The sequence below is a fragment of the Salinarimonas sp. NSM genome (genome assembly GCF_052380005.1).
GTDB lineage: Bacteria > Pseudomonadota > Alphaproteobacteria > Rhizobiales > Beijerinckiaceae > Salinarimonas.
The window spans coordinates 24,669-39,647 of sequence record NZ_JBQTCJ010000046.1 but is presented as its reverse complement, the minus strand read 5'-3'; the positions used below and the strand labels follow the sequence as shown (position 1 = coordinate 39,647).

Annotated in this window: 13 protein-coding genes; 3 read left to right on the top strand and 10 right to left on the bottom strand. The window is 71.3% G+C overall.

Annotated elements, in window-relative coordinates; all coding sequences use genetic code 11:
- Window positions 1-411: 411 nt before the first annotated feature.
- From ACTZWW_RS16115 to ACTZWW_RS16085, 7 genes are all read right to left on the bottom strand, one after another.
- A complete protein-coding gene (locus ACTZWW_RS16115) occupies window positions 412-1,254 on the bottom strand; it encodes an alpha/beta hydrolase (protein ID WP_444781989.1) in 843 nt (280 codons plus the stop codon).
- Window positions 1,255-1,286: 32 nt separating this feature from the next.
- Window positions 1,287-2,681, bottom strand: a complete 1,395-nt coding sequence (locus ACTZWW_RS16110; RefSeq protein ID WP_444781988.1) for an NAD(P)(+) transhydrogenase (Re/Si-specific) subunit beta — start codon at window positions 2,679-2,681, stop codon at window positions 1,287-1,289.
- Window positions 2,682-2,685: 4 nt separating this feature from the next.
- Window positions 2,686-3,141 carry a proton-translocating transhydrogenase family protein gene (locus tag ACTZWW_RS16105; protein WP_372425315.1) on the bottom strand — a complete coding sequence of 152 codons (456 nt, stop codon included), beginning with the start codon at window positions 3,139-3,141 and terminating at the stop codon, window positions 2,686-2,688.
- 27 nt (window positions 3,142-3,168) lie between these two features.
- On the bottom strand, window positions 3,169-4,317 hold the full coding sequence (locus ACTZWW_RS16100) for a Re/Si-specific NAD(P)(+) transhydrogenase subunit alpha (RefSeq protein WP_444781987.1): 1,149 nt from the start codon (window positions 4,315-4,317) through the stop codon (window positions 3,169-3,171).
- 88 nt (window positions 4,318-4,405) lie between these two features.
- Window positions 4,406-4,708: an aa3-type cytochrome c oxidase subunit IV gene (locus ACTZWW_RS16095; protein ID WP_444781986.1), complete on the bottom strand. Its 303-nt coding sequence runs from the start codon at window positions 4,706-4,708 to the stop codon at window positions 4,406-4,408.
- A gap of 141 nt (window positions 4,709-4,849) precedes the next feature.
- A complete protein-coding gene (locus tag ACTZWW_RS16090; RefSeq protein ID WP_444781985.1) occupies window positions 4,850-7,411 on the bottom strand; it encodes a YbcC family protein in 2,562 nt (853 codons plus the stop codon).
- Between the two features lie 16 nt (window positions 7,412-7,427).
- Window positions 7,428-9,017, bottom strand: coding sequence for a proton-conducting transporter transmembrane domain-containing protein (locus tag ACTZWW_RS16085; RefSeq protein ID WP_444781984.1), 1,590 nt, complete (start codon window positions 9,015-9,017; stop codon window positions 7,428-7,430).
- Between the two features lie 107 nt (window positions 9,018-9,124).
- Here ACTZWW_RS16085 and ACTZWW_RS16080 point away from each other — a divergent pair, with 107 nt between their 5' ends.
- The gene (locus ACTZWW_RS16080; RefSeq protein WP_444781983.1) at window positions 9,125-9,997 is read left to right on the top strand and encodes a LysR family transcriptional regulator; all 873 of its coding nucleotides are present in this window, start codon (window positions 9,125-9,127) and stop codon (window positions 9,995-9,997) included.
- 9 nt (window positions 9,998-10,006) lie between these two features.
- On the opposite strand, the gene ACTZWW_RS16075 is transcribed toward ACTZWW_RS16080, so the two are convergent.
- Window positions 10,007-10,153, bottom strand: coding sequence for a hypothetical protein (locus ACTZWW_RS16075; RefSeq protein ID WP_444781982.1), 147 nt, complete (start codon window positions 10,151-10,153; stop codon window positions 10,007-10,009).
- Complete coding sequence (locus ACTZWW_RS16070; protein ID WP_444781981.1) at window positions 10,150-10,494, bottom strand: hypothetical protein; 345 nt, start codon at window positions 10,492-10,494, stop codon at window positions 10,150-10,152. The genes ACTZWW_RS16075 and ACTZWW_RS16070 overlap by 4 nt, the downstream gene beginning before the upstream one ends.
- A gap of 522 nt (window positions 10,495-11,016) precedes the next feature.
- Here ACTZWW_RS16070 and ACTZWW_RS16065 point away from each other — a divergent pair.
- Both ACTZWW_RS16065 and ACTZWW_RS16060 read left to right on the top strand, forming a co-directional pair.
- A complete protein-coding gene (locus ACTZWW_RS16065) occupies window positions 11,017-12,123 on the top strand; it encodes an alcohol dehydrogenase catalytic domain-containing protein (RefSeq protein WP_444781980.1) in 1,107 nt (368 codons plus the stop codon).
- Window positions 12,113-13,342, top strand: a complete 1,230-nt coding sequence (locus ACTZWW_RS16060; RefSeq protein ID WP_444781979.1) for an MFS transporter — start codon at window positions 12,113-12,115, stop codon at window positions 13,340-13,342. Before ACTZWW_RS16065 ends, ACTZWW_RS16060 begins: the two co-directional genes overlap by 11 nt.
- Here the strand turns inward: ACTZWW_RS16060 and ACTZWW_RS16055 are convergent.
- Window positions 13,306-14,961, bottom strand: a complete 1,656-nt coding sequence (locus ACTZWW_RS16055; protein WP_444781978.1) for an alpha-amylase family protein — start codon at window positions 14,959-14,961, stop codon at window positions 13,306-13,308. The two genes, ACTZWW_RS16060 and ACTZWW_RS16055, sit on opposite strands and share 37 nt — an antisense overlap.
- Between the last annotated feature and the right edge of the window lie 18 nt (window positions 14,962-14,979).

Sequence of the window (14,979 nt, the reverse complement as noted above, 5' to 3'; positions counted from 1 at the left end):
CTGATCTGTCAACCATTCATCCGGTCAGATCTGTCAACCTTTTATCCGCTGGACAGTGGGGGCGTCGGGCAAGGCTCCCGGTCGGGAAGAACGCGCGGAAGCGTCGTGCAGCGTGGCATCGACGTCGCGATCATCCTGCACGCCCCACACCCCCGGCCCCTCTCCACGAGGGAGAGGGGAGACCCGCGGCGTTTCCCGTACCGACTTCGATGCGGTGCGAGCACCGGCTTCGATGCCGTCCGGATCCTCGATCACCCGACGCGACGGGCGCGACGTGCTCCCCTCCCCCTCGTGGGGAGGGGCCGGGGGTGGGGGGCGTCGGGTGAAGAGCTCGCGGCTCGCGCGCGCACCCTCGGCCGGCGTCGACGGCGACGCCTCGTCCTGAAAGCCCGGCACCCCCGGTCGCGTCGATCACCGCCCGCCCTCCATCAGGTACGCCGCCGCCCGCCCCTCCTCCACCGCATCGAGCAACGAACGCACCTCGGCTAGCCCGCCGTTCTCCAGCAGGCGCACGTGGCCCTCGCCCTCGAAGCCGACGAAGCGCTTCGGCGCGCGCGCCGCCTCGTACAGCGCCCGGCCCTGGGCGAAGGGGGTGACCGGGTCCGCCGTGCCGTGCATGACGAGGAGCGGCTCGTCCACGGCGCCGATCCGCGCGGCCGAGTCGAACTGGTCGTGCATCAGGAGGCCGATCGGCACGAAGGGGTAGCGCATGCGCGCCACGTCCGCCGCGGAGGTGAAGGGCGCATCGAGCACCACCGCGCCGACGTCCGCCTCGGCGGCGAGCGCCACGGCGACGCCGGTGCCGAGCGACTCGCCGTAGAGCACGATGCGCTCGGCCGGCGCATGGGCCCGTGCGAACGCGAGCGCGGCGCGGCCGTCGGCGATCAGGCCCTCCTCGGTGGGGGAGCCGGTCGAGCCGGAATAGCCGCGGTAGGAGGTGATCAGCACGCCGCGCCCGCCCTCGGCGAGCGCCGCCGCGCGCGGGGCGCGCTGGCGGATCGAGCCGGCATTGCCGTGGAAGTAGACGACGAGCGCGCGCCCCGCCTCGGGCGGGCGGAAATAGGCGGTGAGCCGCTGGCCGTCGGCGGTTTCCAGCACGACGTCCGCGAAGCCCTCCGCCCCCGCCTCCGCGGCGGTGGCGACGCCCTGCGGCGCCGGGTATTGCAGCGGGCGCTGCCAGAGGTAGAGCGCGCCCACGAGCGCCGCGTAGACGGCGGCGACGACGACCAGGGCGCGCGCGAGACGCGATAGCATGATCCGCTCCCCGCGCGCGCTCCCGGCTCGGCTCACATCGCCTTGACGATCTCGTCGACCATCTTCTTGGCGTCGCCGAAGAGCATCATCGTGTTGTCGCGGAAGAACAGCTCGTTCTCGACGCCGGCATAGCCCGAGCCCATGCCACGCTTGAGGAAGAGCACCGTGCCCGCCTTCTCCACGTCGAGGATCGGCATGCCGTAGATGGCGGAGGTCTTGTCGGTCTTCGCCGCCGGGTTGGTGACGTCGTTGGCGCCGATGACGAAGGCCACGTCCGCCTGCGCGAACTCGCCGTTGATGTCCTCGAGCTCGAAGACCTCGTCGTAGGGGACCTGCGCCTCGGCGAGCAGCACGTTCATGTGGCCGGGCATGCGGCCCGCGACCGGGTGGATCGCGTACTTGACCGTGACGCCCTCCGCCTTCAGCAGGTCCGCCATCTCGCGCAGCGTGTGCTGGGCCTGGGCGACCGCCATGCCGTAGCCCGGCACGATGATGACCTTGGAGGCGTTCTTCATGATGAAGGCGGCGTCCTCGGCCGAGCCCTTCTTCACCGGCCGCGTCTCCGCCTCGCCGGCCGCGGCGCCCGCCGTCTCGCCGCCGAAGCCGCCGAGGATCACCGAGACGAAGCTGCGGTTCATCCCCTTGCACATGATGTACGAGAGGATCGCGCCCGACGAGCCGACCAGCGCGCCGGTGATGATGAGCGCGAGGTTGCCCAGCGTGAAGCCGATGCCGGCGGCCGCCCAGCCCGAGTAGGAGTTGAGCATCGACACGACGACCGGCATGTCCGCGCCGCCGATCGGGATGATCAGCAGCACACCGAGCGCCAGCGCGATCAGGCAGACGAGCCAGAAGGCGAGCGCCGATTCGGTCGCCATGAAGACGCCGAGCAGGACGACGAGCGCGGCGGCGAGCGCGAGGTTGATCATGTGCCGCGAGGGCAGCATGATCGGCTTGCCGGACATGCGCCCGTCGAGCTTCAGGAAGGCGATGATCGAGCCGGTGAAGGTGATCGCGCCGATGGCGGCGCCGAGCCCCATCTCGAACAGGCTCGCGCCCTTGATCGATCCCGGCGCGCCGATGGCGAAGGCCTGCGGCGCGTAGAGCGCGGCGGCCGCCACCAGCACCGCGGCGAGGCCGACGAGCGAGTGGAAGGCCGCGACGAGCTGCGGCATCGCCGTCATCGGCACCCGCTTGGCGATCAGCGCGCCGATGCCGCCGCCGATGGCTATGCCGACGATGACGAGCAGCCAGCCGCCGATCGCCGGCGGGGCGTAGACCAGCGTGGTGAGCACGGCGATCGCCATGCCGACCATGCCGTACGTGTTGCCCTGGCGCGACGTCGTCGGGTGCGAGAGCCCGCGCAGCGCCAGGATGAAGAGCACGCCCGAGACGAGGTAGAGCAGGTTCGCGAGATTGTCGCCCATCGCCTCAGCCCTTCTTCTTGTACATGGCCAGCATCCGCGCCGTGACGAGGAAGCCGCCGAAGATGTTCACCGAGGCGAGCACGAGGGCGATGAAGCCGAGCACCGTCGCCCCCCAGGCGGCCCCGGAGGAGGCGACGTCGGCCACCTGGACGCCCACCGCGAGCAGCGCGCCGACCACGATCACGGAGGAGATCGCGTTCGTCACCGACATCAGCGGCGTGTGCAGCGCCGGCGTCACCGACCACACCACGTAGTAGCCGACGAAGATCGCCAGCACGAAGATCGCGAAGCGGAACACGGTGGGATCCACCGCCCCGCCGGTGGCGGCGGCGACGCCGTTCGCCACCATGTCGGAGGCGATCATGTCGGCGTAGGACTGCGCCGCGGTGGCGGCCTCGCGCGCGGCTTCCGCAGCGGCCTGGGCCCGGTCGAGCGCCTGCTCGGGAGTGAGAGTGGCCATTCCTGTCCCCAATCTGTCTTCCCGCCGTCAGGCGGCGGGCTGCGGCTGCGGCTGGAAGCTCGGGTGGACGATCGCGCCGTCGCGCGTCAGCAGCGTCGCCTTGACGAGCTCGTCGTCCCAGGCGGGCGCGAGCACCTTCTTCTCCTTGTCGATCATGGTCTCGACGAAGGCGAGCAGGTTCTTGGCGTAGAGGCTGGACGCGGTGGCCGCGAGGCGGCCCGGGACGTTGAGGTAGCCGACGACCTTCACGCCGTCGTGGTCCACGACCTCGCCCGGCCGCGAGAGCTCGCAATTGCCGCCGCGCTCGACCGCGAGGTCGACGATCACCGAGCCCGCGCGCATCGTCTCGACCATCGCCTTGGTCACGAGCTTGGGCGCGGGCCGGCCGGGGATCAGCGCGGTGGTGATCACGATGTCCTGCTTGGCGATGTGGGAGGCGACGAGCTCGGCCTGCTTGGCCTTGTATTCCGCCGACATCTCCTTGGCGTAGCCGCCGGCGGTCTCGGCCTGCTTGAACTCCTCGTCCTCGACGGCGACGAACTTCGCGCCGAGCGATTCGACCTGCTCCTTCGAGGCGGGCCGCACGTCGGTGGCTGAGACCACCGCGCCCAGGCGCCGCGCGGTCGCGATCGCCTGGAGGCCGGCGACGCCGGCGCCCATCACGAAGACGCGCGCCGCGGGGACCGTGCCCGCCGCCGTCATCATCATCGGCATGGCGCGGCCGTAGACGGCGGAGGCGTCGATCACGGCGCGATAGCCCGCGAGGTTCGCCTGGGAGGAGAGCACGTCCATCACCTGCGCGCGGGTGATGCGCGGCATCAGCTCCATCGAGAAGGCGGCGAGCTTGCGCTCGGCCATCGCCTGGAGCGCGGCCTCGTTGCCGTAGGGGTCCATCGTCGCGACGACGACGGCGCCCTCCTTGATCGCGGCGAGGCGCTCGCCCTCGGGGCGGCGCACGAGGAGCACGGCGTCCGCGTCGCCCGCCGCTGCGGCGGCGTCGGTCGCGATCGTCGCGCCGGCTGCCTCGAAGTCGGCATCCTTCAGGCCCGACCCGGCGCCCGCGCCGGACTGGACCACGACGCTCGCGCCGAGCCCGACGAGCTTCTTCACCGTGTCGGGCGTCGCGGCGACGCGGGCCTCGTTGGCGTCCGTTTCCGTGAGGACGGCGATGCGCATGCCCTCTCCCCCCTGTGACGTCGATCTACGGGTGAGCGGGGCGCGAACGCGGGCCGGACCGGCCGCGCGGCGCGCCCGCGCGGATGGTTCAGGCCAGGACGAAGGCGACGAGCATCAGGCCGACCACGACGGCCGGCGCGCGCCAGCCCACGCGCGGGAACAGCGCGCCGATGCCGCCGGCTATCATCGAGGCGACGACGCCGAGGACGCCGGTGAGCCAGGCCTCCTTGATCCCGCCGAGCGCCAGCGCGAGGACCCACGCGATGACGACGAGCGCGGAGATCGTCGTGAAGACCACGAAACCGCCGTAGGTGGTCTCGTGGGTCTTGCCGTCCATGTCGGGGCTGTAGCCCTCGTTCGGGTTACGCTCGTCGTGAACCATCGTCGCCATGTTCCTGGTCATCCTTCCACGCAAACGACCTCGGCTTTAGCCGAAGCGCGGGCGGGCCGCAATGCGTCAATGAAAGATGACCGACGGTCGAGACGCGGCGCCGGCGCCGCGGGCTTCGCCCCGACGCCGGCGCGCGTCGCCTCACGCGTCGAGCGTCTCCCAGGCGAGGCCGCCGACGTAGCGGCGCACGGTCCGGCCCTCGTCGTCGAGCTGGAGGAGCCGGAGCCAGCCGTTGTCGACGAGCCGGCGCACGCCGTCGTGCTTGGCGATGACGCGGTTCATCTCCTCGATCGGCGCCTCGACGAAGACGTCCAGCCGCAGCGGCTCGTGCACGAGCCGGGCGCCGTCGTGGACCGATTGCAGCGGCAGGCCGACCTTGAGGTCGCCGCCGTTGCCCTCGAGCACGCCGAGCCCGCCGACGACGTTGTGCAGCACCTTGTTGCCCGAGCCGAAGGCGCGGTTGTCGACCGACGAGCCGTAGTATTGCAGGCTGATCCAGGAGGCGACGACCATCGGCGCTGTCATGATCAGCTCGAGGATGCCGAAGCCCTCGTCCGCCTGCCACTCGTAATCGTGCAGGAACGAGCGCCCGCCGAGATCGACCCCGCGCGTGCGCGCCCGCGGCGCGGCGACGAAGGCGGCGCAGCCGGCTAGACCCCATTCCGGGCGCACCTGCGACCAGTCCTTCGACCGCGCCAGCACCTGGCGATCGACGTCCGCGCCGGGCGCGTCGAGCGCGAGCAGCGCCGCGCGCTCGAGCCGCGTCAGCGCGCCCGCCTGGGCGAGCTGCGCCTCGAGGCGGGCGAGATCGCCGGCGTGGGACGCCGGGAGGATCCGCGTGTCGTAGAGCCGGACCTCGTCGGTCGTGGTGTCGTGGAGCGCCGGGACGAACCAGGTGTCGTCCGGCAGGCCCCGGCCCGCCTCCTTCAGCGCCGCGCGCACGGCGGGATCGTTGAGGATCGCCGTCGTCACGCGCGCATTCGCCTCGCCCGTGTGGCCGCCGCAGGCGCCGCAATCGAGGCCGGACGCGTGCGGGTTGTTGACGGTCGAAGAGCCGTGGCCGGCGAGCACGATCAGCCGCGCGAAGGGGCCGGTCATCGACATCGCCTTGAGCACGACCTGCGCGGTCGCGATCCGCTGCTCGACCGGGATGCCGGAAAGCCGGCCGTCGATCTCGCTCCCAGCAAGCGTCGGCCCGAGCCGCGCCGCCGCGGCCGCGTCGAGCCCGTCGACGGCGGGATGCGTCACCGGCCGGGTGCGCCCGAGCGTATCGCCGACGAGCTTGCCGGCGAACAGGAGGCCCGCGGCCTCGACGTAGGCGAAGGAGGAGACCGCCGACTGCTTGAAGGTCTTCCACGCCTTCGCCGCCTCCTGGCGCAGCCGCCGCCGCCCGGCGATCTCGGCGTTCTCGCCCGCTCCCGCGCCGCCGACCTCCTCGCAGACGACGAAGGCGGGCTTCAGCAGCACCGGGCACTGCGCCCCGCCCTTGCGCCGGCCGAAGGGCACGTACTCGATCGAGAGACCGAAGAAGCCGGCGAATCCGATCGTCTGCACGTCCGGCGCCACCGTCTCCAGCGCGCGCCGGAACACCTCCGAGCGCACGTCGATGCAGAAGGCCGCCTGGACGGCGGGCCGCTCGGAGGCCGCCGGGGCGCCGTCGCGCGACCGGTTGGCCTCGACGATCCGCGCCACGAGCCCGCGCCGGCGCGAGATCTCGGCGGCGTCCTGCAGGATCGCGTCGACGACGCGCTCGGGGTCGAGCGTGCGCGGCGCGCTCATCCGCGCGAGCGCCTCTCCCCAGGCGGCCTTCGCCTGCGGCGTCACCGAGAGCAGCGCCGCGTCGTAGGACAGCCGGATCGCGAGGAGCTCCTTCAGGACCGGATCGCCGCCGCCGTGGAGCTCGGCGTTCCAGACGATGTAGCGCGCGTAGGAGGCCCAGCCGTTGATGGTCGCGAGCGCCCGGTGCAGGTAGTCCGCCCGCGCGGCCTCCGGCACGCCGAGCGCGGAGACGGCCGCCGCGATGGCGCCGTCGGCGTCCTCCGGGAGCGTGGCGAGCGCCCGGCGGAAGCCCGGAAAGCCCATCACCTCCGGCGTGCGGTCGAAAGCGGCGTGCGCCCGCCAGGCGGCGTAGAGGCCGCGCTCCAGGAAGGGCGCGCGCCAGAGCGCCTGGCCCTCGTCGAAGACCCGCGCGCAGGTCTTCGAGATCTCCTCGACGACGAGCGCGGCGGCGCCGACCGCCGGGTCGCGCCCGGTCGCGGCGTCGATCGCCTCGGCGGCGGTGAGGGCGAGCGGGCGCGGCGGAGCGTCCTGCGCCATCTTCGCCTTCAGCGCGGCGAGGTCCGCGGGCACGCCCGCCTGCTTCCCCGCCCCCGCGGCGCGCAGCGCCTCGGCGAGATCGGCGTCCCCGATCGCGCCCGCCGCGTGCCTGGCGGCGTAGTGGGACCGCGGCAGCGTCATGCGCGCGCCGGAAACCCGCGCGAGCGTGGTCGCGGCCTCGGCGAAGCTCTGCTCGGTGAGGCCGAGATAGGGGTTCACCGCCACGAAGTGCTTCAAGGGCCAAAGCGGCGCGATGCGGCCGCAGGCGGTCGCGACGTCTGCCTCGAGGCTGGCGAGCGAAACCGGCGTCTCGCGGGCCTCGACGGCCTCCGCGCGGGCGAGCGCGGCCTTGCCGGCGGAGAGGTCGGCGGTGGTCGTCTTGGTCATCGGGAGAGCCTCCGGATCAGGACTTCACGGCCGTCACCGGCGCGAGCCGGGCGGCGAGGCGGGTGGCGTAGGCGTTCACGTAGAAGCCGTTGGCGATGTGGACGTAGAGCGCCGCGAAGGGCCGGTGCTTCGCGAGCGCCGGGGCCCAGCTCTGCACCGCGAGGGCGGCGGCGAAGGAGACGACGACGAGGGTCACGACGAAGCCGTCGAAGGCGCCATCGAGCGGCAGGCTCGGCGCGACCGCGCCGGCGAGGAGCCGGTCGGCCGCGGTCTGGAGGCCGTAGTAGGCCACGACCACGAGGCCCGCGGTCGCCACCGCCGCGCCGAGCGCCTTCACCGCATTCTCGCCCGAGAGGACGGTCGTCAGGTAGTGGGCGACGCCAAGCGCCACGACCGCGGCGAGCGCGAAGGCGCCGGGATTGTCGAGCACGCCGTGCCCGAACACCGCGCCGACCGCGAGGGTGAGCGCCACCGCGGCGGCGAGCGCACCGCCGTAGACGGCGGGGTTCGGCATCTTGGCCTCCTCCGGCGGCAGCGCGGCGCGGATCGTCTCGACCGCCGAGCCCGAGGAGAGGAAGGCGTGGGCCTTGTAGAGGGCGTGCGCCACGATGTGCAGCGCCGCCGCCGAGAAGGCGCCGAGCCCGCATTGCAGCAGCATGAAGCCCATCTGGCCGATGGTGGAGTAGGCGAGCGCCACCTTCACGCTCGGCACGGTCAGCATCACCAGCGAGCCGAACAGCGCGGTGAAGCCGCCCACGAGCGCGAGCACGTCCATCGAGGGCGCGGACAGCACGACGAGCGGCGAGAGCCGCACGACGAGGAAGCCGCCGCCGTTGATGATGCCGGCGTGGAGCAGCGCCGAGACGGGGGTCGGCGTCTCCATCACCTCCCCGAGCCAGCCGTGGACCGGGAACTGGGCCGACTTCACCAGCGCGGCGACGACGATCAGGAGCACCGCGAGGTGCATGATGGCGGGCACCTCCCCCGCCTGCGCCATCGCCGTCGCCTCGGTGAGGAGGACGGGGATCTCCAGCGTGCCGAAGACGCCGAGCACGATGATCGCGGCGAGGACCAGCGCGACGTCGCCCGCGCGGCTCGCCAGCGCCTTCTTGCGTGCGGCGAGCACGGCCTGCGGCCGGTCCTTGTAGAAGACGAGGAGCTGGTGCAGCGCGAGGCTCGTCGCGATCCAGGCCAGCACGAGCTGGAGCACGTTGCCCGCGCCCATCATCAAGAGCGCCGCGGCGAGGGTCACGCACAGCCGCTTGAAGAAGCGCCCCTGGTCCGGGTCGCCGTCGAGGTAGTTCTTCGAGTAGGCGACGACGATGGCGCCGACGAAGGAGACGAGCACCAGCATGATCGCCGAGAACGCGTCCGCGTAGAGCGCGAGGCCCACGCCGGCGATGCCCAGCGTGCCGGTGTAGAGCGGCCCGGCGAGGATCACCGCGAGGCCGGTCGCCAGGCTCGCGCCGAGCGCGACGAGGGCGGCGAGGCGCGCGCGGCGCGCGGTGCCGCGCGGGTCGGCGTTGGCGCGGGCCGTCGGGATCATGCCGACGAGGACGAGGGCGGCAGGGCCGATCGCGGCGAGCCAGGCGAGCAGGGCCGTCATACGCGTTTCTCCGGAGCAGCGGGTCTCGCGTCCGGATATAAGGGGAGTGTTTGCTTCTTAAAAATTCAAAGATTGCAAGATAACGTTCGTTTGAATAGAACGATCGCATGGCCACCCTGAACTACCACCACCTGCGCTATTTCTGGACCATCGCCAACGAGGGCGGGCTCACCCGCGCAGCGCGGCGGCTCAACGTCTCGCAATCGGCGCTCTCGGTGCAGCTGCGATCGCTGGAGGAGCAGCTCGGCCATCCGCTCTTCACCCGCGCCGGCAAGCGGCTCGAGCTCACCGAGGCGGGGCGGATCGCCCTCGATTATGCGCAGAGCGTGTTCAAGACGGGCGACGAGCTGGTCTCGACGCTCGCCGAGCGCCCCGGCGGCACGCGCCGGGCGCTGCGGATCGGGGCGATCGCCACGCTCTCGCGCAACTTCCAGCTCGCGCTGCTGCGCCCGTTGATCGGCCGCGCCGACGTCGACCTCGTGCTACGCTCGGGGACGCTGCGGGAGCTGCTGGCGCGGCTCGACACGCACGAGCTCGACCTCGTCCTCGCCAACGCCCCCGCCCCGCGCGACGCCGCCGCCCCGCGCGAGAGCCGCCTCCTCGACGAGCAGCCGGTCTCCATCGTCGGCCGGCCGGTCCCCGACGGCGTGCCGCTGCGCTTTCCCGAGGACCTCGACGGCGCGGCGATGGTGCTGCCCTCCGCCGAGAGCGAGATCCGCCTCGCCTTCGACCGGATCTGCGACGCGGCCCGAGTGCGCCCGACCATCCTCGCGGAGGTCGACGACATGGCGATGCTGCGCCTGCTCGCCCGCGAGAGCGACGGTCTGACCCTCGTCCCGCCCATCGTCGTACGCGACGAGCTGGAGAGCGGCGCGCTGGTGGAGCGCGCCCGGGTGCCGCGGCTCTCCGAGGGCTTCTACGCGATCACGCTGAGGCGACGCTTCCCCAACCCGCTCATCCGCGAGCTGCTGGGCGGCTGACGCGCCGCGTCAGCCGACGCCCGAGAGCAGGACGGCGACGGCGACCATCGCCCCTTGCGATGCGAGGAAGCCGACCGCGGCGCGGGTCCAGCGGGGACCGCCGGTGACGGGAATCCGGGAGACGGCGGGAACGGCGGGGCGCACGGACGTACTCATCGAGCCCCCTCCGCCGAGACGACACGGACGAGGCGCGGCGAGCCGTCGTCGACGCGCTGGATGCACACGGGCGCCGTCTGCAGGTGCGGCAGCGCGGCGCATTCGGCGGTCGCGGTGGACCCCGGGTCGGCGAGAGCGGCCGTCTCGACGCTCGGCGGCGGCGCGGCGATCGCGCTCCCCTCCGCCTCAGCGGTGGCGGTACGAAGCGCGAAGGCCGCCAACCCGGCGATGAAGATCCCGGACGCGAGGCGCATCGAGCGCGGGACGAGCTGCCTGCGCGGAGCGCGCGGCGGAATGGGGGCCGGCCGGACGGCGAGCCGGTTTGCGGCGCGGGACATCATGGGTGCCTCTCGCTGTGAGCATGTTCGGCTCGACAACGGCGGCAGGACGAACATGATCCGAACCGCCAAGAGAATTCTGATGCCGAGCGGCGCGGCATGACGCCGCATAAGACGAACCCCAATCATTCGGAATGCCGACCAGGATCGCGTTCGGCTTGCTCTTCCTGGCGCGGGCTTCGGCGCCCGTCGTGCTCGACCTCGTCCAAGAGAGGGGGCGACATCGTCGCGCTACTTCGCCGATGCGGATCAGATGGGTGAGCAATTCCTAACTGCGTCACGAAGTCGCGCGCTTACCCCGGTCGCAAGGTAGACGCCAGCCCGCGCAATGCTTTGCAACCTCGATCGCAATCATTTGATCAACCAGGCCGGAGATACTTACGCTTGGTAATCATGTTGACTTCTCGACGGACACAAGCATCTTCGAGGCACAACCAATCAGAAGCGCCCAAGGAGCGTCGTGGCTCAGTCCGCTGCGCAACGTCTATCAGGCATTGATTCTGAATCGATTCAAGCGAAGTTGACATGCTTCAGACGCTAGCCAAGTCAGCGCCGTCCGACGCCATTCCCGATGAGATGCGCGTTGCGCTCCTCTGCGCACCCGGCATCCTATCCGAGGGGAGGCTGCCGGTACCCGAGGTGCCCTCCGACGGCGTGGTCCTGAAGACGCGCGCCGTCTCGATCTGCTCGACCGATGTGTCCTACTTTCACGGCAATCTTTCTCCCGCCGAATATCCGGTCGTGCTCGGCCACGAGTATGTCGGGGATGTCGTCGCAGTCGGTCGAGAAATCGACGAGAACCTGCTCGGCCAACGCATCGCCTATTTCGGCCAAACCGATTTCGGAGGGTTGGCCGAGTATCGCGCAATCAGGCCCGTGTTTCCGGGGGAGCGAAAGTCTGCGCCGCAGATGACGGCTCGGTACTTCAAGGATGACGAGAGAGCTGCTGCGATCGTCGTCCCTGACCAGATTACCGATGCCGAGGCACCATTGCTCGAGCCCGTTACCGCTGTCCTGCGAGCAATCCTGCGCCATCCGCCCGGGATCGACGACCGCATTCTGGTGCTCGGCGGAGGACCTTGCGGAGCCATCGCGGGAAGCATACTGCAGCACTTTTTCGGCGTGCACCGAGTGGCGGTCCTGGAGCGCAACCCCGACCGGGCGGCGCTGGCGAAGGAACGCTATGCCGAAGATGTCTTCGAGGACACCGCTGCGCTCGCGGAGGCGGACGAGAGCAGGAAGCAGTTCGACTACATCTTCGATGCACTTCCTCCGATCGTCGGCGACGACGATGCGCGGGACCCCCGTCGCGCCGCGATGCGGGCTGCGTCGCCCGCGGCGAAATACGTCCTCTACGGAGCGTCGGAGGCCCTGCAGAAATTCGATACTTGGCTGCTTCTCGCGAAAGGCATCAATCTGTGCGCGGCTCCTTTCGACGTCGACATATTCCCGATGTCGAAGACGGCGACGATCATGAGGACGGCTCTGAGAGTGCTCACGTCTCGCATCGTCGATCCCTCCTGGATCATCACTCGTCAGATCGGCTTCAGCGACATGTCGGCACTCGCGTGGACCTTCGAGAATCATTCCTGCAATCCCGATCTGGAAACGGTGGTTCGTTTTGACCGATAAGCACGTCCTCCCCCTCGCAGCGGCCGTCGCGTTCTCGTTCTTCGTCTGGGGCGTGCTCGGCGTCCTCGTCGGGTCGATCCTGCCCGAGGTCGTCGCCGAGCTGTCGCTCTCCTCCTTCGAGGCGGGGCTGATCTTCGTCGTGTGGTCCTTCGGCTTCGCGATTGGATCGGCCGCGGCGGAGCGGCTCTTGCGGCTCGCCCCCGCGCACCGGCTGCTGCTCGTCCTCTCGGTGGCGACCGCCGTCGCGGCGCTCGTGCAGGCGCAGGCGCCGACCTTCGCGATCTTCGCCGCGCTCTATTCCGCGCTCGGCCTGTTCGGCGGGGCGGTGTTCACCGCCTCGCACACCCTGTTCGGCGCGCTGTTCCCGGCGCGCCGAACCTCCGCGCTCGGCGTGCTCGACCTCGTCTTCAGCGGCGGCAACATCGTCGCGCCGTTGCTCGTGGTCGGGCTCGTCGCGGCGGACGCGTCCTGGCGCGTGACCTTCGTCGTGATCGGCGTTGCCTTCCTCGCCTGCGCGATCGCCTTCGCCTTCGGCGGCAGAGCGGGCGTGGGACGCGAAGCGGGGGGCGCGACGGCGAAGCCCGCAGCGGCGCCGACGGCCGCGCGCCCCCGCGGCCGGGACTGGCCGCCGCTGATCGCGCTCGCGGCGGGCTCGTTCGGGCTCGGCGCGACGGAGTGGTCGCAGCACGTCTGGTTCGTCACCTGGGCCCTCGCCGCTGGCATCGACGGCGCCTTCGCGCGGATCGCGCTCGCCGCCTTCACGGCGGGCATGGTCGCGGCCCGCGTGGCGGCGATCGCGCTCGGCGACCGGATGCGCTCGGCGCTCGCGGTGCGCCTGCTCCTCGCGGCGGCGCTCGCCGGGCACGCGGCGATGCTGGTCGCGCCGGGCGAAGCGACGCTCCTCGCGGCCAACGTGGCGCTGGGGATGGGCATCGGCGCCATGCTGCCGGTGTTCCTCGGCCTCGCCATGGACGGCGACCCGGCCCGCGCGGCGACCTTCTCCGCGGTGATGGTGGTGAGCCTCACGATCGGCGGGCAGGTCGCCTCCTTCACCGTTGGGACGCTGGCCGAGCTGACCGACGTGCGCACCGCCTTCCCCGCGGCGTTCGGCGCGGTGGCGATCATGGCGGCGGGCTTCGAGAGCTTCCGCATCCTCTCGGCCCGCCGGGCGGCCCGCTCGCCTCAGCGCCGCTCCTCGTCGGCCCTGAACCAGGCATAGCCGTGGGGCGGCAGCGCGATCGGCTCGTCGGCCGCCTGCGGCATGCGCCCGCCCGAATCGCACAGGACGGGGCGCAGCACCGCATGCTCGTCGCCGATGTCGAGGGCGACAGTCACCTGACGCGGCGCGAGGTTGTGGAGCGTGATCATGGTCGCGCCCCGCCAGCTCGCCCGCAGCGCCAGCACGCCGGGGTCGCTCGTCTCCAGGATCTCGTGGAGGCCCCAGCCGATCTCGGGGGCTGCGCGGCGCGCCCGCACGAGCCGGCGGATGCGCTCGAGCAGCGACTGCGCGTTCTCCGTCTGGCGCGCGACGTTGACCGCGTCCGGCGCGAACTCGGGATCGCGCACCATCGCCCGCGCGAGGTCCTCCGGCGGCGCCGTCGAGAAGCCACCGGTCGGCCCGTCGCTCCATTGGAAGGGCGTGCGGACGGCGGCGCGCTCCGGCAGGTCGAGATTGTCGCCCATGCCGATCTCCTCGCCGTACCAGAACACCGGCGTCCCGGGCAGCGAGAGCATCAGGCTGTAGGCCATGGCGAGGCGCCGCCCGTCCCCGCCGAGCATGGGCGCGAGGCGCCGGCGGATGCCCCGATCGTAGAGGCGCATGCCGGCATCGGGCGCGAACGCCGCGAAGACCTCCCCGCGCTCGTCGTCCGACAGGCGGCCGAGGTCGAGCTCGTCGTGGTTGCGCAGGAACGTCGCCCATTGCCCGACCTCGTGGATCGGCGGACGTTCGCGCAGCAGCTCGGCGACCGGCCGCGCGTCCCCACGGGCGAGCGCCAGGAAGGTGGCCTGGTTCAGCAGGAAGTCGAACACCATCGTCATCCGCTCGCCGTCCTCGCCGAAATAAGCGGGGATCGTCTCCATCGGCACGTTGGCCTCGGCGAGCAGGATCGCCTCCGCCTTGCGCCACGACAGGAAGCGGCGGAGATAGGTGAGGAAGGCGTGCGGGTCGGCCTGCGCGTCCGGATCCGCGCTGCGCAGGGGGGAGCGCGGGCCGTCCTCGATGAGGAAGGGCACCGCGTCGAGCCGGAAGCCGGAGACGCCGAGCTCCAGCCAGAAGCCCATGATCTTCTCGATCTCCTCGCGCACCGCCGGGTTGGCGACGTTGAGATCGGCCTGATGGGCGTAGAACCGGTGGAAGTAGTAGGCCTGCGCCTGCTCGTCCCAGGTCCAGGTCGTGTCCTGCACGCCGGGGAAGACGACGCCCTCGTCCGCGTCCTCCGGCTTCTCCTGCGACCAGAGATAGAAGTCGCGAAAGCGCGAGCCCGGGTCGGCGCGGGCCTTCTGGAACCAGGGGTGATCGGTCGAGGTGTGGTTGACCACGAGATCGACGATCACCCGGATGCCCCGTCCGTTCGCCTCGCGCGTGAAGTTCACGAAGTCGCCGAGCGTCCCGAGCCGCGGGTCGACCTGGTAGAAGTCGCTGATGTCGTAGCCGTTGTCGCGGTTGGGCGAGGCGTAGAACGGCAGCAGCCAGATGCAGGTCGCGCCGAGCGCCTCGATGTGGTCGAGCCGGTCGGCGAGGCCCTGGAAGTCCCCGCAGCCGTCGCCGTCCGCATCCATGAAGGTTTCGACGTCGACGCAGTAGACGACGGCGTTCTTGTACCAGAGATCGAGCATGGTCGGTCCTCCCGCGCC

Excerpts from the sequence above, each read along its gene's own strand:
- ACTZWW_RS16115 (WP_444781989.1), bottom strand. The coding sequence starts at position 1,254 with ATGCTATCGCGTCTCGCGCGCGCCCTGGTCGTCGTCGCCGCCGTCTAC.
- ACTZWW_RS16110 (WP_444781988.1), bottom strand. The coding sequence starts at position 2,681 with ATGGGCGACAATCTCGCGAACCTGCTCTACCTCGTCTCGGGCGTGCTC.
- ACTZWW_RS16105 (WP_372425315.1), bottom strand. The coding sequence starts at position 3,141 with ATGGCCACTCTCACTCCCGAGCAGGCGCTCGACCGGGCCCAGGCCGCT.
- ACTZWW_RS16100 (WP_444781987.1), bottom strand. The coding sequence starts at position 4,317 with ATGCGCATCGCCGTCCTCACGGAAACGGACGCCAACGAGGCCCGCGTC.
- ACTZWW_RS16095 (WP_444781986.1), bottom strand. The coding sequence starts at position 4,708 with ATGGCGACGATGGTTCACGACGAGCGTAACCCGAACGAGGGCTACAGC.
- ACTZWW_RS16090 (WP_444781985.1), bottom strand. The coding sequence starts at position 7,411 with ATGACCAAGACGACCACCGCCGACCTCTCCGCCGGCAAGGCCGCGCTC.
- ACTZWW_RS16085 (WP_444781984.1), bottom strand. The coding sequence starts at position 9,017 with ATGACGGCCCTGCTCGCCTGGCTCGCCGCGATCGGCCCTGCCGCCCTC.
- ACTZWW_RS16080 (WP_444781983.1), top strand. The coding sequence starts at position 9,125 with ATGGCCACCCTGAACTACCACCACCTGCGCTATTTCTGGACCATCGCC.
- ACTZWW_RS16075 (WP_444781982.1), bottom strand. The coding sequence starts at position 10,153 with ATGAGTACGTCCGTGCGCCCCGCCGTTCCCGCCGTCTCCCGGATTCCC.
- ACTZWW_RS16070 (WP_444781981.1), bottom strand. The coding sequence starts at position 10,494 with ATGATGTCCCGCGCCGCAAACCGGCTCGCCGTCCGGCCGGCCCCCATT.
- ACTZWW_RS16065 (WP_444781980.1), top strand. The coding sequence starts at position 11,017 with ATGCTTCAGACGCTAGCCAAGTCAGCGCCGTCCGACGCCATTCCCGAT.
- ACTZWW_RS16055 (WP_444781978.1), bottom strand. The coding sequence starts at position 14,961 with ATGCTCGATCTCTGGTACAAGAACGCCGTCGTCTACTGCGTCGACGTC.